The sequence below is a fragment of the Bacteroidetes bacterium SB0662_bin_6 genome (assembly GCA_009839485.1).
In the GTDB taxonomy this organism is placed as follows: domain Bacteria; phylum Bacteroidota; class Rhodothermia; order Rhodothermales; family VXPQ01; genus VXPQ01.
This window is the reverse complement of the sequence record VXPQ01000002.1, coordinates 1-20,298: the sequence shown is the minus strand read 5'-3', so window position 1 is coordinate 20,298 and position 20,298 is coordinate 1. Positions and strand designations below refer to the sequence as shown.

The window sequence follows — 20,298 nt, the reverse complement described above, 5'->3', positions numbered from 1 at the left end:
AGTTTCCTTACCGGCGTTTGCTCACCGCATTTTCGCCTGATTTCCTTGACGAACGCTTCTTGCGAACATATCGGCGTACCCCGCCCGCGAGCAAGGCCAAACCGATCAGGCACAGGACAACCCGCCCGTAATCCCGAAGCCAGAGGCCGACTTGCTGCCAGTTATCCCCCACGGCGTATCCGGCCCAGACAATCAGAAATACCCACGCCAGGGCGCTCAGCGCAGCTATCGCCGCAGTGCGCAAACCGTCAAGGCGGGCCATGCCAACCACAAGCCCGACGACTCCGCGAAGCCCCGCCAGAAACCGGTTGGCCGCCACAAGGCCATACCCCCAGCGGTCCAATTGACGCCGGGCCCCGTCAATGCTCTCCGGTGGGACCCATCGAAGCCAGCGTGATCGCAGCACGGCATCGCCAACCAGATACCCGATAAAATACATCGTCATAAACCCCATCACGCTGCCCAGCGTCGCTACGCCGACCACAAGCAAAAAATGCAACTTGCCGATGCCCACGAGATATCCGCCGAACACCACCGCCATGTCACCGGGCACAGGAGGAAGCACATTCTCCGCATAGGCAACCAGCAAAATACCGGTATAGGCCCATGCCGGGGACAACCCGTCCAACCAGATCACCAGATCCTGCAGCAGATCACCCATGCCGGTCCATTGCTACGATTGTGCACACCGCAAACGCAGACACTCCTTCCCCCCTTCCTATAGCATCCATTTTCTCATGGGTCGTGGCCTTCACGGAAACAGCACCCTCATCCACGGAAAGACAATGGGCAATGATCGCGCGCATCCGGGAGATGTAAGGCTGAAGACGCGGGCGTTCAAGCACGACCGTGGCATCGATGTTATGCGTCCGGTATCCGGCTTCCGAGAGCTTGCCGGCCACCCTGCCAAGCAGATCGGCGCCCGCCATACCTGCCCAGCGCGCATCCGTATCGGGAAAGTGGCTACCTATATCCCCGAGCGCCGCAGCACCCAACAGCGCATCGGCTACGGCGTGCAGGAGCACATCGGCATCGGAATGCCCATCGAGTCCCTTGTCGAAAGGGATCTCCACTCCCCCGATAACCAGGGGGCGGCCTTCGACCAGGCGGTGCACATCGTATCCGAAACCGATCCTCATGTGTCTGCAAACGACGTGCGTTCGAAGGAAGACTGAATGATCCCGGCCAGCTCGTAGTCCGCCGGCGTGGTCACCTTGATATTCAATGCACTACCCTCCACCAGAACCACCGGCCGGCCGATATCCTGGACAAGCGCCACATCGTCCGAAGCATCGCGTTCCTCGCTGCGAGCCGCACGGTGCGCTTCTTCAAGCCAGTCCCGGCGAAATGCCTGCGGCGTCTGCATACGGCACAGCCGCTCCCTGTCGACGGTTTCTGCAAATACGCCCCGGGATACTGCACGCAGTGTATCTGCAACAGGCAGCGCAAGGGATGCTGCGCCCTCCTCAAGGGCTGCGGAAATCACCGCGTCGATGCACTCTGCGGGGACAAAGGGGCGTACTGCATCGTGCACAAGCACAATATCCATATCGGAAGATACGGATCCGATGGAAGGCGCAGCATCGAGCGCTGCCGCAACAGAGGCCTGCCGGCTGGCCCCGCCTGATATCACGGTATGAATCTTCCGAAATCCGCGGGTATGCAAATCCGAGGCCAGCCAATCCGCGTCCCCCGCCGGAGCGGCCACCACGATATAATCAACCCGGGGGTGCCTTTCAAATACACGGAGTGTTTGCACCAGAAGAGGCACACCCCCGAGATTCCGATATTGCTTGCGTGAGCCGCCCATGCGCACGCCGCGGCCCGCAGCCGGAACGAGTACGGTAACGATAGGCAATACTTTCTTCACAGAGATCTCCGTATCCACAGACAGATATGTGCCGGCTCACCGCTAAAACACAGGCGACGCGCCGGATCACAATATGAGCATGGCGTCTCCAAAGGAGAACAGGCGATACTTCTCTTCTATCGCAAGCCGGTAGGATTCCATGATAAAATCATAGCCGGCAAATGCCGCTGTGAGCATGAGAAGCGTACTTCCAGGTTGGTGAAAGTTCGTGAGCAACCGCTCAGTAATTCTGAATTTATAGGGCGGGCAGATGAATTTATCGGTCCATCCGCTGCCGGCCTTGCACAAGTACGAAGCGGAAAGACTCGACTCAATAGCCCGAACTACGGTCGTACCGACCGCCGTTACCGTATTGTCCGCGGACAACAGCGCCTCGTTCACAGCGCCGGCGGTTTCCTCCGAGATCAGAAAGCGCTCCGAATCCATCCGGTGCTTGGTCAGATCTTCCACTTCAACCGGACGAAAGGTGCCCAGTCCGACATGCAGCGTAGTGGGTACGATCCTGACCCCTTGCGCACGCAGCGTTTCGATCAACTCCGGGGTAAAATGCAGCCCCGCCGAAGGAACAGCGACCGCTCCCCGGTTCTCCGCAAAAATGGTCTGATAGCGATCCCGATCCCGATCCTCGACATCGCGCTTCACGTAAGGCGGCAAAGGGGTCTGTCCGATTTCGTCTATCTTTGCATAGAGATCCCGGTTTGTCCCCTCGAATACAAAGCGGATGGTTCGCCCCCGCGAGGTCGTATTGTCAATCACTTCGGCAATCAGCCCCCCGTTGAAATACAACTTGTTGCCGATGCGAATCTTCCGTGCGGGATCGACAATGACATCCCACAACCTGCTTTCGGGGTTCAACTCCCGAAGCAGGAACACCTCGATTTTCGCTCCTGTCTTTTCCTTGTTCCCGTACAGACGAGCCGGGAAAACCTTCGTGTCGTTTACAACAACGACGTCGCCTTCCCTGAAGTACTGCGGGAGATCACTGATATGCCGGTGCTGGACCGTCCTGTTTGTACGATCAAGCACCATGAGGCGAGCCGCATCGCGCGGTTCGGCAGGGTACTTTGCTATGTGCTCCCTGGGATAATTGTACTTGAAATCCGATAGCTTCATACGGGATGTACATACAGGAAGGAACGGGAACGCGCCCCAAACGCCCGAACGGGCGTGGTGTTTCCAACGCAGCACGGGTGCGTTGTACATCCGCTGATTTCAACGACATCGTTATGATATCCTGTACGCACGAACATGAAGCGCTGATCGAAGTGGAATTAATCAGAGTATCCTTCACTCAATAATGATGTTTTTGATATTTTGGCAAGGTCCGCATTGCCCCTTTGCGGCACTGTTATTTCTTTGTTTGTGCGCTCTCCCGTTTTCTTTCCGGCCGTGTTCCGACGCACGTCATACCTGCTCCCCTGTCTCACCACGCTGCTCCCTGCGGTACTGGCGCTCGCCGTCTTTCTTGCCGCCTGCGACCAGGGTTTTACCCCACCCGAAGATCCCCTGACCGGCACCCTCGTCGTAGACATCACCTACGAAAATCACCCCGAAACCTGGCCCCCCACCGAGGAGATTTACGAACTGCTGTTCGTGGCCCTGCGGTTCGTTCCAAAAGATACTGCCGACTTTCTGCAACTCAACCGGCTTATTTTCAGCGAGCGTCTGCAGTTTCATGTGGAGCGGCAAACCGTGATGCTCGACAGTGTCAGAACGGGGGTTTACCCCTACTCCGGGGTTGCCCACAAATACAGCCCTGATCTGTTCGCCTGGCGACCCATCGGCCTTGTGGAAGAAGGTGGGGGTATCTTCGTCATCTCTCCCGGGGAAACCACCCGGGTCTCCGTATCGGCCGATTTCCTCAATCCGCCTCCATTCCCTCCGCCTGAGATTGAAATCCAATGAACATCCTTAAAACATGCTGGAGCGTCGCAGTCTGCCTGTGCATGTTGTGGATACTGGCCGGAACGAATGCGGTCAGGGCACAGGATGGCGCCGTGGCCGGCCGCGTGACCGGCGCCGAGGGCGATTCCTTGCCGGGCGTTAATGTCGTGCTCCTCGAAACGACGTATGGAGACGCCACAGCGACAGACGGAACATACCGTATCCAGGCAGTGCCGGCCGGAGCTTACCGCATACAAGCCTCCAGCATAGGATTCGCGACGGAAATCCGGCAAATCGAGGTGATGGCGGACGAAACGATTCTTGTCGATTTCGTCCTCGAGCCCATCGCGATAGAGTCCCGGGAAATCGTCGTCACCACCACGCGCCGCACTGCAGACGCCAGGAATATCCCCGCCAGCGTAAGCGTGCTCACCGCCGACGATCTGATAGTCCGCAACGTACTGGCGCTGGACGACGCGCTGCAATACGTCCCCGGCGTACAACTGACCGGCAACGAGGTGAATATCCGGGGTTCGTCGGGATTCTCATACAACACGGGAAGCCGGATCCTGCTGCTCGTGGACGGCATGCCCATGTTGAGTCCCGACGCGGAACGTATTCCGTTTGAACTGATCCCGATACATCAAATAGAGCGGATCGAGGTACTCAAGGGACCCGGCTCGGCACTATACGGGGGTGGGGCGCTTGGCGGAATCATTCACATCCTCACGAAAACATACCCTTCCAAACCCGAAACGTTTGTTGAAACCTACGGAGGAGCGTACCAACCAGCACACCACGCTATATGGCGCCGGCAGTGGGAGGCGTCAAAGAAACCCAGGCCACTGGGCGGCATCGCAATCAACCATGCCCGCCCCTTAAGCTCGAATACGGGCTTATGGACCAGCCTGACCTACCGGTACGATGCAAGCCACCTGAATATGAACAGTTCCCGAAGCCTGCAGGGGTTCTCCAAATTCACCTGGCGCACTTCCCCCGATTCCCATGTAAATATCCTCGCGGGAGTCAACCGAAAAACGAGTGACACCTTCATCTACTGGAATGGCGCCCGCGATGCACTGAATCCGGGCAGTACCAACCTCGGCAGTTCCATCTCCTCGTCAGGAACAACCGATAATCGAACGCAGCACGTCAGCCTGATGCCGGCATATACGAACGCGCTCTCCACCAGCATACTTCTTCAGGCAAAAGCACGCCTGTTCGGCATATTTATCCAGCCGCTCGACGACGAGAAAAAGCCGAAGCCGCTATCGAAAGGAACGATCGGGTTCAGGTACGGCGGCGAGGTGCAACTCGACTACGAACCGGCTCCGGGACGATATATCATTGCCGGCATCTCTGGTGACGCCAACTTCACGAATTCAAGTTTTACCGGTGACAACGCGCCCCGCAGCCAACCCGAAGTGGCGGCGTTCACGCAATGGGAAGAAGAAATCGGGCGGATCAAAATCACTGGCGGCCTGCGCTTCGATACGTACCGCATCCGGCAGGGCGAAACCCTGCACAAGCTCAGTCCGCGCACCAGCGCAACGATCAGTATAGGATCGTCGTGGACCGCCCGGCTTGCCTACGGCGAAGGATTCAGAGCGCCCAGTGTGCTGGAACGATTCGTCGAAAGCAGTGACCACCTGCCTATCGTATCGAATCCGGACCTCAAGCCCGAAATCAGCCGGAGCTACGAGATCGGAATACGGGGGCAGCCCTTGTTTGGCGGTGCACCGCTATTCACTATCGATGCGGCCCTGTTTCTGAGTCAGTACCGGGAAATCATCGAACCGAAGTTTACGCCGGAAGAACGCGCTTTCCGCTTCACAAATTTCACGAGAGCACGTATCGGAGGCGGCGAGCTGGAATTGCGTGCGCACATACTGCCCGGGCGCGCCTCACTGCATGCGGGTTACACGTATCTCGATGCGCAGGACCTCGAAACAAAAGAATCGCTTGCATTTCGCTCAGCCCATCTCCTCAAGACCGGGGCTACCTTAACGGTCGGGCCGATTGAATCCGGCGCGGATCTGCGGCTGGCGTCCGCTCCGGAACGGGTCGATTCCGACTTTGCCCGGTTCATTGCCGATGCAGAATTGAGCAGTCCCATTCAGGTCATGGATGTGCGAATCGGCTCATCCTGGCGCAGGATCCGGGTCACGCTGCATGTCCGAAATGCACTCAATTACCACTACCTCTCGCGGCCTGCGCTTCTCGGCGCCCCAAGACACGCCTTGCTGCAAATCTCGACCCGGATGTGACGCCGGTCGGCGGCGTATCGCGAAGGAAACGTTATTTCCTCATTCCGCAAGCAGCGCCTGGGCCCGGGCCAGCACATTTTCGGCGGTGAAGCCGAATTTCTGCATGGTTACGCCGCCCGGCGCGGACGCCCCGAACCCTGTCATCCCGATCGCGGCCCCTTCAAGGCCTACATAGCGTTCCCAGCCTGTCGTCACACCAGCTTCCACTGCAAGACGTTTGCGAACCGCACGGGGGAGCACCTCTTCCCGGTATGCCGCCGGTTGTCGCTCGAAGAGTTCCCACGAAGGCATGCTGACCACCTGCACCGCTACCCCCGTCTCCCGGAGCATCGCTGCCGCCGCCACCGCGTGCTGCACCTCACTTCCCGTTCCGATCAGCACGATGTCAGGCGTTCCCTCGCAAGCAACCACGACATAGGCGCCTCGACGGAGCCCCTCGCCAGTCCCTTCAAGCACCGGCAACCCCTGCCGGGTAAGGATCAATGCGAGGGGACCGTGCTTCCACTCAACAGCCAGTTTCCAGGCCGCAGCTGTCTCGGCGGCGTCGGCGGGACGAATCACTGTCAGGTTGGGCATGGCCCGCAGAGACATAATATGTTCTACGGGTTGATGCGTCGGGCCATCCTCTCCGAGACCGATGGAATCATGGGTAAAAATGTAGAGGACAGGCAACTCCATGAGTGCGCTCAGGCGCACGGCGGGCCGCATGTAGTCGCTGAATATCAGAAACGTTGCGCAATACGGCCGTACGGCGCCATGCAATGCAATCCCGTTACAGGCCGACGCCATAGCGTGCTCTCTGACCCCAAAACGCAGGTAACCGCCCATCGGCGATGTCTTCTGGAAATCCTCACGATCCTTCACTGCCGTATTGTTAGAGGGGGTGAGGTCGGCGGAACCGCCGATGAGAAACGGCACGGAAGGAGCCAACTCATTCAGGGCCTTTCCACTTGCAGCCCGCGTGGCCTGTACGGCCCCTACCTCAGGAGTCTCCACACGCGTTGCCCACCCTTCCTCCGGAGAGCCGTTGCGCCATGCATCGAATATCTCCGCCTGCCCGGGATGGCGATCCCGATAAGCGGCAAGCCGATCTTCCCACGCAGCATAGGCAGCATGCCCGGCTTCCAACGACGCATCCCGCATGTGCGCATAGACCTCATCCGGCACAAAAAATGTTTTATCCTCAGGCCATCCGAGAGAACGCTTGGTAAGCACGACCTCCTCTTCCCCCAACGGCGATCCATGCGAAGAAGCGGATCCTGCCTTGTTGGGGCTGCCGTACCCGATCACGGTGCGCACGGCAATCAGTGACGGGCGGTCCGTCTCGGCGCGTGCTCTGTGCAACGCCTGATCGATGGCCGCCAGATCGTTTCCATCGGCGACCCGGTCCACATGCCACCCATACGCTTCGAAGCGTTGCGATACGTTTTCAGTAAATGCGAGTTCCGTACTACCGTCAATGGAAATGCCATTGTCGTCGTACAGAAAAATGAGTTTGCCCAGGCCAAGGTGTCCGGCCATCGACGCCGCTTCATGCGAAACGCCCTCCATAAGATCCCCATCCGAGCATATACCATACGTGAAATGGTCAACGATCTCAAAGCCGGGCTCGTTGAAACGCGCGGCAAGGTGCTTTTCGGCTATAGCCATACCTACGGCATTCGCGAACCCCTGACCCAGCGGGCCGGTCGTCGTCTCAACGCCCTCTGCAAGAAAGTTTTCCGGGTGACCCGGCGTGATGCTTCCCCACTGCCGAAATTGTTTAATCTCTTCCATCGGCATGGCATAGCCGGTGAGGTGCAGCATCCCGTAAAGAAGCATGGAACCATGTCCGGCGGAGAGCACGAACCGGTCCCGGTCGAACCAGTCCGGATGTGCGGGACTATGCTTCATGTGGCGCTTCCAAAGCACATACGCCATGGGGGCTGCCCCCATAGGCATACCAGGGTGTCCGCTGCGAGCCGCTTGCACGGCATCCACGGCGAGAAAACGCAGGGTGTCGATCGAAAGGCGGGAAAGGCCTTCGCTTGCGGAAGCCGATGATAGAGACGAAGTACTCACTGGGCGGCGGCCTCCTCGATCATGCTTTGCAGACATTCGACGGTATGGGATTCAGCGGCGACGAAACGTCCGTTGATCAGAACCGTGGGCGTTTGGTTCACGCCGATCTCGATCGCCTCGGTTCTTTGCTGCTCCAGCGTGCGGCGATAAAGCCGGCTTTCCAAACGCTGCATGAGCACATCCGGATTCATCTCGATCCGTTCGGCAATCTCACGCAATTGCTCCAGCGACAGGCCCGTCCCCGGATTCTGCATTTCGTACTGCGCTTCAAGCATCGGGAAAAATTTCTTTTCCCGGGTAGCCGCATACAGCGCTTCCGACTGCACAATGGAATAATTCCACAACACAAACGGCTTGAACACGAAGAGTGCGCGGTCGGCATGAGACCGCACCACAGGCGTGATCACGTCATGAAAGGTCTTGCAGTGATAGCAATTGGGATCGAAATATTCGATCACCGTAACCGGGGCGTCCGCTTCCCCTACGGTCGGGTCGAAAAGGTTGATAAGGCGCCGAAAATCCTCCACCGGTTCTTTCTCCGGATCGTATGGACATTCGGCCGGCGTCCGGTCCGGCACAACCGCCAAGGGGATTTCTTCCTCTGCAGGCACCGGCAGAAGAGCCTCCGGAGAAGAAGCCGCTTCCATCTCTGCTTCGGCGGCAAACACATCGGGAAGTTCCGGTTCGGAATTGCTGAAATACATGGCATCTGCTGCTATAAGTATTCCCGCAAGCAGGAGAAGCGCACCCATCCAGGCTATTTCTCGCAGGGGTTTAGGAATCATGTTACTGGAAGGTTCGGTAGTCGAAACAGGAGATAATGTTACATCAATGCCATGCAAGATGGCAAGCAGGACGACAATACCTGCGGAAACGAGACAAAGAATGCAGAGCTGTTCCAGCACGGCCACCTGGTAATATACAAGATAGGCTGTGTAAGCCAACCCGCCTGTTACAAGCACCGTACGGACTGCCTTGTACAGGGCTCGCTTCTCTCTGAAATTCCAGACGGCCGCAACCGTAAGGAGCGCTACCGCCGCGTAGAACAGCAAGCCCCATATTGCATTGGGTACACCCAGAAAAACGCCGGCCTCGCTGCCGGTTACGGCAGCACAATCGAAAAGGGAACCGGTAAACGCCGAGGAAGAGAACCCCGTACAGCCTTGTCCGAATCCGCTTTGCTTCTGAACCGCTATGTGCGCCGCATCCAGTATGCCGACGAGGGAAAGGCCATACACCGTGCGGTCGAGCGGGGCGCGCCAGGAATCGAAACGATACAGATAACGGTGCATGGAACGCGCTATAGAGAAGGCATTCGCGGAATTTATGGACTCGACGGATGCAGAAATGAAAAACCACGCCGCACCCGGTTATGATCCCGGCGAAACACAAAGATAAAACCGTATCGTGCCGGGATTTTGCAGGAAATTGCACGGACGCTGCAACATCATGCAGCGCCCCGACACCTGGCGGTCGGGAACCTGCAATTCGGCGGCAAGGCCTTCATCGCCCTGCTCCTCCATCCACGCGCGCAACCGCTGGTTACTTCAGCTTCCGGACCGCATCCCAGGCGTGCATCGCGGCCTCATAAGCCTCTGCTGCGGCATTAACGGTCGGGATATACCGTTTTTTCTCTTCTATTGCAAGACGAAGGCTTGCCGCCACTTCTTCCCAGTCGCCTGAAGAAGATGACTGGATCCTTTCGACCGCTATACGCAGTTGCTTCTCCTGATCTTCGACATCTGCGGTGGCTACAACAGACATTTTTCGGAGATTTGCTGCTCTGGACCGAAGGGTCCGGACCTTTTTTTGCGCCTGCTTCCGCAATGTTCCTTGAGATCGCGCCAGCTTGAAGGTGCTCTTGTTTTCCCTGTACTTCTCAGCCTCCTGCTCGCACGCTTCTGCGCTCTTCGAGGCATCTATCTGCATTTTATCCCTCTCCGCATATCCTCTCTTGCCCAGCTCGAATTCCGCCAATTCAGGTCTCTCAGGAAGGGGGTCGCCCGCTACCCGTCTCCAATTGAAAGTCGCAGTTGCATCCGCTAACTGGATTTTTTCATCCGCTTCATAAAAACGGACGAATGTTCTGTGCGCCTCTGCCTCTATCTCGAATGCTTTCACACAGGTTTCCCGTTCTGCCGGTGTTTGCATCAGGCCAACATGCTTAAGTCCGAGGAGGTGCAGGAAAGAGGTTCCGAATCCGCCGGAGCGTTTGGTGCTACTCATAAAATGAAGAATAATGCGGCCGTGCCTACGCGACCGTTCTTGTAGTGGAGTACCCTGTAATTGCGCAAAATAACATCTCTTTCCACAATATCCCACAGTCCTTGCTTTTCACTGGTTCAAGGTATATCTTGGGCGATTATGACTGAACAATGTGTACATAGCAGCATCCACACTCATGCCGGCGGCTGGTGGCGCAGGTCGCCGGACAGTGGGATCCGCCTTGCGTGTACGCCATAATTGCCGCCATGTAGTAGTGCGGCGGGCCGCACCCCCACTGTTCCCCTGTGAACAGTGGGTTTTTTTGTGGATTTTTATTTGCAAACCATGCTGCTTGAAGATTTCATACGCCTTATTGACGCCCATCGGGACAAGGGCAATCTGGTCGTGCCGATCTGCCGGCGCCTCAGCGCCGACCTTGTGACGCCCGTCTCGGCTTTCCTCACATTCCGCGAAGGAAGCCGGTATTGTTTTCTGCTGGAAAGCGTCGAAGGCGGCGAGAATCTGGCACGCTACTCATTCCTCGGAAAAAACCCGTTCCGCATTGTGCGCGCTTTTGGTCCGCGTACGATCACCGAAGACGCCAATGGAACCGTCCGCGAACCGGAGGGAAATATTTTCGAGGTGATGCAACGGGAAATGGACCGGTATACGGAAGTCCGAACAAGTGACCTCCCCAAGATTGCAACCGGCGCGGTGGGATATCTTGGCTACGACACAGTACGCCTCGTGGAACGCCTGCCCAATGCGCCGCAGGATGACCTGCACATTCCGGACGCCATCTGGTGTTTTTACGATACGCTGGTCGCCTTCGATCACGTAAAGCGCCAACTCGTTCTGATCTCCTGCGCATTCGTAGATGAGGGGGACGATCCTGCCGAAGCCTGGTTCAAAGCATCCGGACGCATCGACGCCCTGGAGGCGGAGCTCTCGGAAGCCGTCCCGTCAAAACCGGAATCCATACGGATTACGCAGGAAAATATGGACTCCAATTTCGAGCGAACAGAGTTCGAAAAGGCTGTTGAAAAGGTCAAGCGATATATCTACGAGGGAGATATCTTCCAGGCCGTGCTGTCGCAACGTTTCTCCATGCCGTACGAGGGGGATCGCATCAACCTGTATCGCGCGCTGCGGCAGGTGAATCCGTCCCCGTACCTGTTCTACCTCGATTTCGACGATTTTTCGCTGATCGGCTCCTCCCCCGAAGTGCTTGTACGTATCGAGGGCGACACGGTGGAGGTGTTGCCCATCGCAGGCACACGGCCCCGGGGCGCCACGGAAGAAGAAGACCGGCGACTCGAGGCAGATCTGCTCGCCGATCCCAAGGAGCGTGCCGAACACCTGATGCTTGTGGACCTTGGCCGGAACGACCTGGGACGGGTCTGCCGGCACGGTTCCGTCAAAGTAGACAGGTACGCATATGTGGAACGGTATTCACATGTCATGCATATCGTGTCATCGGTATCCGGCGAACTGGATCGCAGAAAAGGAGCGATGGATGTCCTCGCGGCCTGTTTCCCGGCGGGCACCGTAAGTGGAGCGCCCAAGGTGCGCGCCATGGAAATCATTGACGAACTCGAACCGTCCGCAAGAGGCGCCTATGCCGGCGCGGTCGGCCATGTGGATTATTCGGGTAACATGGACACCTGCATCGCCATCCGAACCATGCTCGTTCAAAAAGATCGGGTCTACGTGCAGGCAGGATGCGGTCTGGTCGCAGACAGCAGGCCGGCCAGCGAATTCGAGGAAACGGTCAACAAAGCGCGCGCGCTGAAAGAAGCGATCCTTCTTGCCTCCGAGGGATTGCTGTGAACGCCGTGCATCGTATATCTGTATCACTGGCTATTTGCCTTGTGTCATGAGAATAAAAGACCTTTTGCTGAACAAGGGCTGGGCGGGGAAAACCCTCTCTCGCGAAGAAACCGCCGGACGGTTGAACCCCGTCATCCGTTCTCATTGCGCACTGAATCATTCGCATGAATATGCGGTGCGGGCCCTTGAAGACCGGGATGCTGCCGAACAATTGTCCACCCTCCAAAGGACCGCCCGCATGGATGTAGGAAAACTGAGTGAAGTGGTACTCAGTGCGGGAGGCGTACCGTTCAACGGCACAGAGATGGAACCGGAGGATTTTGACCTCGGAAAATGTGACAGCGACATCGTGACCGAGCTCAGAAATATGGAGCGCGACTTCGAGAAACTGCTCCATGCCGAACTTGACATGGAACACCAGATGCGCACACGGGCCATCCTCGAGGTGGTCCTGAAAAACACCCGTGTCCGGCTGGAGTACGTGCGAAAACTGGTCTTGCAGCATCGCTGATCTCTTCAGCCAACCTTTGGTACCTTTCCGCCCATGTCTTCCGAACGTATCGATACATCCATGCCCTCCCCTGCTCTCCGCAAAGACCACGAAGTGATCGTTTCCGGCATTCAACCGTCGGGAGCATTGCATCTCGGGAATTATTTCGGGGCGCTCCGGCAACACATCCAGCTTCATGAAAAACATGAGGCATACTACTTTATAGTCAACTACCACACACTGACGACGCTCCGGGACCGGGACAAACTGAGGCGCTATACCCTGGATGTAGCGCTCGACTACCTCGCCCTTGGATTCAACCCTCGGGCCGCATGCCTCTTCATGCAGAGTGACGTGCCGGAAGTCACCGAACTGGCATGGATTTTCAACAACCTGGCCACGGTATCCCAACTGGAGAAAGGGGTGGCCTACAAGGACAAGGTGGCTCAGGGTCTACCTGCAAATGCGGGTCTGTTTACCTATCCCGTGCTGCAGGCCGCGGACATCCTGATCTACGGGGGCACGCTGGTGCCGGTGGGTGCGGATCAGAAACAACATATCGAAATGACGCGGGTCCTGGCGGAACGGTTCAATCGTACGTATTGCCCGGAGGACGATCCGGTCTTTCCCGTACCCGAACCCTACATCCTTTCCGACGTGGCGGTCGTGCCCGGGCTGGACGGCCGGAAAATGTCCAAGAGTTACGAAAACGCGATTGGCATCTTCGAAGAAGGAAAGGCCCTGAAGAAAAAAGTGATGAGTATCGTGACCGATTCGACGCCGCTCGAAGCGCCGAAAGATCCGGAGCGCGACAATGTGTTTATGCTCATCCGGCTGTTCGCCGACGAGGAAACGCGGGAACGTATTGCAGAGGCCTACCGTGCGGGAGGATTCGGATACGGGCATGCGAAAAAGGAATTGCTCACCCTTATCGACGAGCATTTTGCGGAAGCGCGTATCCGACGCAAGGAACTGGCCCGGCGTCCGGACGATGTGTTCGACATATTGCGCGAAGGGGGTCGCAAGGCCCGGGAACGGGCCGGTGAATACATGGAACGCGTACGAGAGCGCGTTGGACTGATTACCACCTATAAGACAGCGCCATGATTCTCGTCATCGACAACTATGATTCGTTCACGTACAACCTCGTACACCTTGTGGGGCGCCGCACGAGCGACCTCGAGGTGGTGCGAAACGACGTACTCGATGTGGACGCTGTCCGTGACCTGGCGCCGAGAGGTATCCTCATTTCGCCGGGACCGGGACGTCCTGCCGATGCAGGCGTGACGGAAGAACTCGTAAGCGCATTGGGGGCCTCGGTGCCGATCCTCGGCGTATGCCTCGGGCACCAGGCGATCGGCGAGGTATACGGTGGACGCATCGGCTATGCCCCCACGCTGATGCATGGAAAAACGAGCGAAATAGCGCACGACGGCCACGGCGTGTTCCGGAACGTCAGCAATCCATTCACGGCCACGCGGTATCATTCTCTCGTGGTGGACCGTGCCAGCGTACCTGCCTGCCTGGATATATCGGCGGAAACGAAAGACGGCGTCGTCATGGGCCTGCGGCACCGGGAGCATCCGGTTGAAGGCATCCAGTTTCACCCGGAAAGCGTGCTGACGAAAGAAGGGCCCCGGATCGTCAACAACTGGCTGGAAGAGGTGCTGGGCAGCACCGTAGATAGTACAACGGGGACCCCGGCGGCAATTTCCTGACCCGATCCGGCTCTTTCACGCGTAACCATGCAAAAATACCTGAACATTCTGACCGGCGGAGATACGCTGCAAAGCGAAGAGGCCGAGAAAGCAATGCGCCTGTTAATGGAGGGCGCATCGGAACCCGAGTGCACAGCCGCTTTTCTGGTGGGTCTCAGGGCGCGCGGGGAATCGCTGGACGAACTCGTCGCCTTTACGAAGGTCATGCGCGAATTCGCCGTCCCGGTAGAAACCGGTGATCCGGACGCCATCGACCTGTGCGGCACGGGTGGAGACGGCGCGGACACGTTCAATATCTCTACCGTCGCTGCTATCGTGTGTGCAGGCGCCGGGGTTACCGTAGCCAAACATGGAAACCGGTCCGTTTCCTCGAAATGCGGCTCGGCGGATGTGCTGGAAGCACTCGGTGTAAAAACGGCGCTGGGCAAGGAAGGCGTCGAATACTGTTTTGAGAAGGCAGGCATGGCGTTCCTGTTCGCTCCGTTCTTCCACCCCGCGATGAAGCATGTAATGCCGGTGCGCAGGAAACTGGGCGTACGCACCTTCTTCAATATTCTGGGCCCTTTGTGCAACCCTGCCGGGGTACGCCGCCAGCTGACCGGTGCTTTCGATGAGCAAACGGCGAAGGTCATGGCCGCCATTCTCGAGCGCCTCGGCGCCCGGCATGTGCTCGCCGTGCATGCGCGGGATGGACTGGACGAGATATCGCTGGCGGACGAAACGGGGGCTTTCGAAGTGCGGGAGGATACCCCTGCGACGACCGGTCCTGTGGAGCGCCTCTTGCGTCCCGAAGATCTTGGTTTCACCCGCTGCTCCCGGAATGCGCTTGCAGGCGGCGGCAGTGACGAGAATGCGCGCATCGTGCGGGCGATCCTTGCAGGCGAGCCAGGGCCATGCCGCGATGTCGTCGTGCTCAATGCAGCCCATGCCCTGTCGGTTTCAGGAAAATTCGAGCACCTTGCCGCCTGCCGCAGCGCTGCGGAAGAAAGCATTGATTCGGGAAAGGCGCAGAACACGCTCGAGCGGCTGGCTCATGCTTCGCACAACGCACCCGCCCCATGACTATTCTCGACCGTATCGTAGAGGACACGCAAGAAGTCGTGGCCACACGGAAAGCTGTAGCGCCGACGGGACGGCTTGAAGCCATGGCGGGCTTCGACCGGGATCGCCGTTCTCTGGAAGATGCGCTACGGAAAAACGGACCCTCTATTATCGCCGAGATCAAAAAAGCTTCGCCATCAGGCGGTGTGATCCGGGATTCCTTTCGACCGGTCGAGATTGCCCGGGAATACGAGGGAGGCGGCGCCGTTGCTGTTTCCGTTCTGACCGAGCCTCATCATTTTCAGGGTTCGCTCGACGATCTTTCCGTTGTCCGTCAATCCATTTCTGTTCCTCTATTAAGAAAAGACTTTATTATCGACACCTATCAACTCATCGAAGCGAGGGCTTACGGTGCGGATGCGGTACTGCTCATTGCCGCCGTACTTCACAAAACGCACCTTCGGGACCTTTTGCAGGCAGCACATGAACTGGAGCTCGATGCACTGGTAGAGGTGTACGAACCGACTGAACTGGACCGCCTCGATTTTGACGAGACCCGCATCGTAGGCGTGAATAACCGTGACCTGCGCACCTTCGAAGTGGATATCGAACACTCCCTTCGGGTATTTGCGGACGTTCCGGAACACGTGGTGCGCGTGTCGGAAAGCGGCCTTACGTCGGGAGCGGAACTGCGATTTTTACACGAACGCGGAATCGATGCCTTTCTGATTGGTGAGACCTTCATGCGGTCCGAACGGCCAGGGAATGCATTGACAAGACTCCGGAGCGAAGCGGAAAGAATCAAAGCATGACGACCAAACTCAAAATATGCGGCATAACCCGGCTGGAGGATGCCCGGTATGCCGCCGCCGCAGGCGCCGATTACCTTGGATTCATACAGTATCCCGGCAGCCCGCGCTATATCACGCCGGAGCGCGTGCGGGACATCGCTGAATGGATCCATGGACCGCAGCCGGTGGGCGTGTTCGTGAACACCCCTGCCGACGTAGTCAACCGGACCGCCGAAAAAGCCGGCTTCGCTTTGGTGCAGCTCCATGGCAAGGAATCTGTGTCCGATATAATGGACATCGAATACCCTGTCATCAAAGCGTTTCGCATCGCTCCGGACATGACCTCCGACGGGTTATATCGCCTGATGCGGACATATGAGGACGTGGCCGCGCATTTCCTGCTGGATGCGTACAGCGACAAGATGTACGGCGGCAGCGGCCGGACTTTCGACTGGCGTGTGGCGAGCCCTCCTGCAGGAGGCGCTCGCGAGCCGGTTGAACAGCCCACCCGCTCGGGAAGCCCCGGCATTTTTCTGGCGGGGGGCATCCATGCGGGCAATGTGGCCGAGGCGATCCGTACGCTCCGTCCATTCGCCGTGGATGTGTCAAGTGGCCTCGAATCGGCTCCCGGGGAAAAGGATTTCTCCAGAATTGACGCCTTTATGCAGGCATTCCGGTCGGTACATTCTGAACTCGAGACCGGATGATCCATGTGCTGCGCGGCAGCACGCATCGCCATACGGCGCAAACAGAACCGTACTCATTATGGAAAAAACGCATCCCCTCCCCGACGAACGCGGGCATTTCGGGTTGTACGGCGGCGTGTTTGTGCCCGAAACGCTTATCCCTGCCATCGAGGAACTCCGTGAAGCATACGGAGCCGCCCGCAAAAACCCGGCTTTCCGGCAGGAACTCAATGCAATGCTCGCAGACTATGCCGGGCGTCCCACGCCGCTGACCTTTTGCAAACGGCTTACCGCAGCGCTCGGCGGACCAAAAATTTATCTGAAACGGGAAGATCTGTGCCACACGGGAGCCCACAAGATCAACAATACGATAGGGCAGATATTGCTGGCGCGCCTTATGGGGAAAACGCGCATCATCGCAGAGACAGGCGCGGGACAGCATGGCGTGGCCACCGCCACCGTTTGTGCACGATTCGGCCTGCAGTGCATCGTCTACATGGGCGAAGAAGATGTCGAGCGGCAGCACCTGAATGTGCTGCGCATGCAGCTGCTCGGCGCCGATGTACGCCCCGTATCCAGCGGTAGCCGTACCCTGAAAGACGCCACCAACGAAGCCATTCGGGATTGGGTAACCAACGTACATGACACGTTCTATATCATCGGTTCGGTCGTAGGCCCGCATCCCTATCCGATGATGGTTCGTGATTTTCACCGGGTTATCGGGGACGAAACCCGACGGCAATTGGATGAAATGGAGGGGCGCCCCACACCGGATGCAGTGGTAGCCTGCGTGGGCGGAGGCTCGAATGCGATCGGACTTTTTTATGCCTTCCTGCGGGATACGCACGTACGACTATATGGCGTGGAGGCTGCAGGAGAAGGACTGAACGGACGACATGCGGCCACACTGACACAAGGCTCGCCGGGCATCCTGCATGGAACCATGAGTTATTTGTTGCAAGACGAGGAAGGACAGGTGCAACTCGCGCACTCCATTTCGGCGGGACTGGACTACCCGGGGGTAGGGCCGGAACATGCCTGGCTGCGGGATACGGGCCGCGTACATTACGCATCCGCAACGGATGCACAGGCCATCGAGGGGGTAAAACTGCTGTCGAAAACGGAAGGGATCATTCCGGCGCTGGAGACCGCACATGCGATAGGCTGGCTGCCGGATGGGATACGCGGAATGGCGCGCAATGAGGTAGTGGTTGTCAATTGCTCCGGGCGCGGCGACAAGGATATGGGTACGATCGCAAAGCACCTCTGAAAACCATGCAGCGACTTCAGGAAAGGTTGGCGGCCTGCGTACAACGTCGTGAGAAGGCCATGGGACTGTTTATGACCAGTGGCTTTCCCGATCCCGAAAGCACACTCCCGATTCTGCGCGCGATGGATCAGGGCGGCGCCGATTTCATCGAGCTTGGCATGCCTTTCAGCGATCCGCTTGCAGAGGGGTTACCTATCCAGCGCTCGAGCGAACGAGCCCTGAAAGGCGGTGTCCGCATGAAGGATACGTTCAGGACGGCTACCGCTTTCTGCGCGGAAAGCAACACTCCCCTGCTCCTGATGGGATACGCCAATCCGATCCGCCAATACGGTATTTCCGCATTTTGCAGAGACGCGCGTACCGCCGGAATCGAGGGATTGATTCTCGCGGACGTACCCCTTGAAGAACATCTTCCCTTTGCAGGCGAGGCTGCAGCCGCCGGACTGGCGGCGGTGCTCCTGATTGCCCCCAACACTCCCGATGACCGCATTCGGGAGATCGATAACGCTGCGACGGGGTTCGTATATGCGGTATCCATCACGGGATTGACCGGCTCGGGGCTCGGCGCCATAGAGCATGTGGAAGCATACCTGAAGCGGGCGCGCGACATGGTGCGTGAAAACCCCTTGCTGGCCGGATTCGGCATTCGAACCCATGAGGATGCGGTACGATTGAGCCGCCATACCGACGGGTTCATTGTCGGGTCGGCGCTGATCGAAAAGGTGGAAACGCTGTGGGATGCCGGTTCGAAGCCCACCAAAACACACTATGAAGAAATCTGCCGCTTCGTACGTACTCTGAAAGACGGCAACCAGGCAGTACAGGAGAAAAACACGTAGCGTTTTGCACGGCAACCGAAACCGATCACAGACGTTATTAGTTGGGCCTTTTTCTTTTCCGGACCATCTTCCTCAACAGGTTATGATATGTTCCCCGAGGAGAATCGCGCGATTCTGTACTAAAATCGCTCTCCTTTCAGCAGGTCTTTTTGTCTTCGCCGGCTGCAGCGGCGAAACCGATTTTCGTCCGAGGGCCGTTGGGCTGGACACCGAAATCCTCGTGGTCGCCGATTCCATGGATTGGAACGGCGCCGTCGGAGAAGCTCTGCGTGAAACCGTCGGGCAATTCATCAGCACGCTGCCCGCCCCCGAAAGACAGTTCGAATTACGGCATGCACCTCTTGAAACGGAAGGAGACCTCGAGGCGGCGCGCCGGCGAAAAAATGTGATTTTCGTGGCGGCATTCAGTGATTCGACCAACGAAGCAGCATACATCCGGAACGTATTTGATTCGACCGCTCAGCAGGTCATCCGCGAGGAAGGCGGAGTCGCTGTATCGCGTGAAAACATCTTCCGGCGGGATCAGCAGGTCTACTACATCACCGGCGAGAACAAGGAAGATGTCATTGACGCGATCTACAGTGAGTCGGATGGGGTTTCCCGCGACTTCAACAGAGCCGCCCGGCGACGGCTTACCGAAGAAATGTTTGATCGGGGACGTCAGTTTGAGGTCGAGGAGGAACTGGCGGCAATGTATGATTTCGCGGTGAACGTACAGCACGATTATCTGATTGCTGTGGATACAAGCGACTTCGTCTGGCTCCGGCGTATCCTTCCTGAAACATGGCGGAGCGTTTTCGTGCACTTTGTTGACTACGCCGACCCCGAGCAGCTTTCTGCGGAATGGATTTACAACACGCGCGACTCGCTTGCCCGCCAGTACATTCAGGGCAACCTGGGAGGATGGGTCGAGATCGACCGCCGGGAAAACCGACCGCTTGAAACGAAAAATATCGATTTTCTGGGGCGGTACGGCTTTGAAACACGCGGGCTTTGGCATATGGTTGGTGTCGAGAACGGTCAAAAAGTGGAATTCGGCATGGGCGGACCTTTTATAACCTATACGTTCTATGATCAGCCGACAGGACGGCTGTACATGATTGACGGAATGGTTTTTGCCCCGGGATACAACAAAAGAGAGTTTCTGCGCCAGATGGAAGCCATTGCCTATACCTTTCGCTCCCGCGACGTTTCTGCAGAAAGCCAAGGATAACGAGCCGATCATTCGACACACCCATACTCTGTCGTCCGGCACGGTCATACCCGACTGGCGGCACCTAGGGCCTGTTAACACTATGCAGCGGCGCTCTGCGGGGCCTGTTTTTCTGCCAGGCCAGGCGCCGCGA

At 57.7% G+C, this 20,298-nt stretch carries 19 protein-coding genes; 12 read left to right on the top strand and 7 right to left on the bottom strand.

Features of this window, described 5'->3' with window-relative positions:
• Positions 1-7 precede the first annotated feature (7 nt).
• The 4 genes from F4Y00_00480 to queA all read right to left on the bottom strand — a co-directional run bounded on the left by F4Y00_00480 (position 8) and on the right by queA (position 2,983).
• Entirely contained in the window at positions 8-661 is a 654-nt protein-coding gene (locus tag F4Y00_00480; protein ID MYE03446.1) for a DedA family protein, read from the bottom strand.
• Positions 654-1,139, bottom strand: a complete 486-nt coding sequence (locus F4Y00_00475) for a 2-C-methyl-D-erythritol 2,4-cyclodiphosphate synthase (protein MYE03445.1) — start codon at positions 1,137-1,139, stop codon at positions 654-656. Before F4Y00_00475 ends, F4Y00_00480 begins: the two co-directional genes overlap by 8 nt.
• A complete protein-coding gene (gene ispD / locus F4Y00_00470) occupies positions 1,136-1,810 on the bottom strand; it encodes a 2-C-methyl-D-erythritol 4-phosphate cytidylyltransferase (GenBank protein MYE03444.1) in 675 nt (224 codons plus the stop codon). Before ispD ends, F4Y00_00475 begins: the two co-directional genes overlap by 4 nt.
• A 126-nt stretch (positions 1,811-1,936) precedes the next feature.
• Complete coding sequence (gene queA / locus F4Y00_00465; protein ID MYE03443.1) at positions 1,937-2,983, bottom strand: tRNA preQ1(34) S-adenosylmethionine ribosyltransferase-isomerase QueA; 1,047 nt, start codon at positions 2,981-2,983, stop codon at positions 1,937-1,939.
• Between the two features lie 276 nt (positions 2,984-3,259).
• Between queA and F4Y00_00460 the strand changes: the two genes are divergently transcribed.
• A complete protein-coding gene (locus tag F4Y00_00460) occupies positions 3,260-3,775 on the top strand; it encodes a hypothetical protein (protein MYE03442.1) in 516 nt (171 codons plus the stop codon).
• A complete protein-coding gene (locus F4Y00_00455; GenBank protein MYE03441.1) occupies positions 3,772-6,021 on the top strand; it encodes a TonB-dependent receptor in 2,250 nt (749 codons plus the stop codon). The genes F4Y00_00460 and F4Y00_00455 overlap by 4 nt, the downstream gene beginning before the upstream one ends.
• 39 nt (positions 6,022-6,060) lie before the next feature.
• On the opposite strand, the gene tkt is transcribed toward F4Y00_00455, so the two are convergent.
• From tkt to F4Y00_00440, 3 genes are all read right to left on the bottom strand, one after another.
• On the bottom strand, positions 6,061-8,118 hold the full coding sequence (gene tkt, locus F4Y00_00450) for a transketolase (GenBank protein MYE03440.1): 2,058 nt from the start codon (positions 8,116-8,118) through the stop codon (positions 6,061-6,063).
• Positions 8,079-9,374, bottom strand: coding sequence for a vitamin K epoxide reductase family protein (locus F4Y00_00445; protein MYE03439.1), 1,296 nt, complete (start codon positions 9,372-9,374; stop codon positions 8,079-8,081). Before F4Y00_00445 ends, tkt begins: the two co-directional genes overlap by 40 nt.
• A 250-nt stretch (positions 9,375-9,624) precedes the next feature.
• Complete coding sequence (locus tag F4Y00_00440; GenBank protein MYE03438.1) at positions 9,625-10,203, bottom strand: hypothetical protein; 579 nt, start codon at positions 10,201-10,203, stop codon at positions 9,625-9,627.
• Between the two features lie 429 nt (positions 10,204-10,632).
• On the opposite strand from F4Y00_00440, the gene trpE reads away from it, so the two are divergent.
• From trpE to F4Y00_00390, 10 genes are all read left to right on the top strand, one after another.
• Positions 10,633-12,117, top strand: coding sequence for an anthranilate synthase component I (gene trpE / locus F4Y00_00435; protein ID MYE03437.1), 1,485 nt, complete (start codon positions 10,633-10,635; stop codon positions 12,115-12,117).
• 46 nt (positions 12,118-12,163) lie between these two features.
• Complete coding sequence (locus tag F4Y00_00430; protein ID MYE03436.1) at positions 12,164-12,628, top strand: hypothetical protein; 465 nt, start codon at positions 12,164-12,166, stop codon at positions 12,626-12,628.
• A 60-nt stretch (positions 12,629-12,688) separates the two neighbouring features.
• The gene (trpS, locus tag F4Y00_00425) at positions 12,689-13,714 is read left to right on the top strand and encodes a tryptophan--tRNA ligase (protein ID MYE03435.1); all 1,026 of its coding nucleotides are present in this window, start codon (positions 12,689-12,691) and stop codon (positions 13,712-13,714) included.
• Complete coding sequence (locus tag F4Y00_00420; GenBank protein MYE03434.1) at positions 13,711-14,325, top strand: aminodeoxychorismate/anthranilate synthase component II; 615 nt, start codon at positions 13,711-13,713, stop codon at positions 14,323-14,325. The genes trpS and F4Y00_00420 overlap by 4 nt, the downstream gene beginning before the upstream one ends.
• Positions 14,326-14,352: 27 nt before the next feature.
• Positions 14,353-15,387, top strand: coding sequence for an anthranilate phosphoribosyltransferase (trpD, locus tag F4Y00_00415; GenBank protein MYE03433.1), 1,035 nt, complete (start codon positions 14,353-14,355; stop codon positions 15,385-15,387).
• On the top strand, positions 15,384-16,178 hold the full coding sequence (gene trpC, locus F4Y00_00410; GenBank protein ID MYE03432.1) for an indole-3-glycerol phosphate synthase TrpC: 795 nt from the start codon (positions 15,384-15,386) through the stop codon (positions 16,176-16,178). The genes trpD and trpC overlap by 4 nt, the downstream gene beginning before the upstream one ends.
• Positions 16,175-16,864: a phosphoribosylanthranilate isomerase gene (locus F4Y00_00405; GenBank protein ID MYE03431.1), complete on the top strand. Its 690-nt coding sequence runs from the start codon at positions 16,175-16,177 to the stop codon at positions 16,862-16,864. The genes trpC and F4Y00_00405 overlap by 4 nt, the downstream gene beginning before the upstream one ends.
• Positions 16,865-16,922: 58 nt before the next feature.
• The gene (gene trpB / locus F4Y00_00400) at positions 16,923-18,113 is read left to right on the top strand and encodes a tryptophan synthase subunit beta (protein ID MYE03430.1); all 1,191 of its coding nucleotides are present in this window, start codon (positions 16,923-16,925) and stop codon (positions 18,111-18,113) included.
• A 5-nt stretch (positions 18,114-18,118) separates the two neighbouring features.
• A complete protein-coding gene (locus tag F4Y00_00395; protein MYE03429.1) occupies positions 18,119-18,952 on the top strand; it encodes a tryptophan synthase subunit alpha in 834 nt (277 codons plus the stop codon).
• A gap of 82 nt (positions 18,953-19,034) precedes the next feature.
• Positions 19,035-20,165, top strand: a complete 1,131-nt coding sequence (locus tag F4Y00_00390) for a DUF4837 family protein (protein ID MYE03428.1) — start codon at positions 19,035-19,037, stop codon at positions 20,163-20,165.
• Positions 20,166-20,298: the final 133 nt, after the last annotated feature.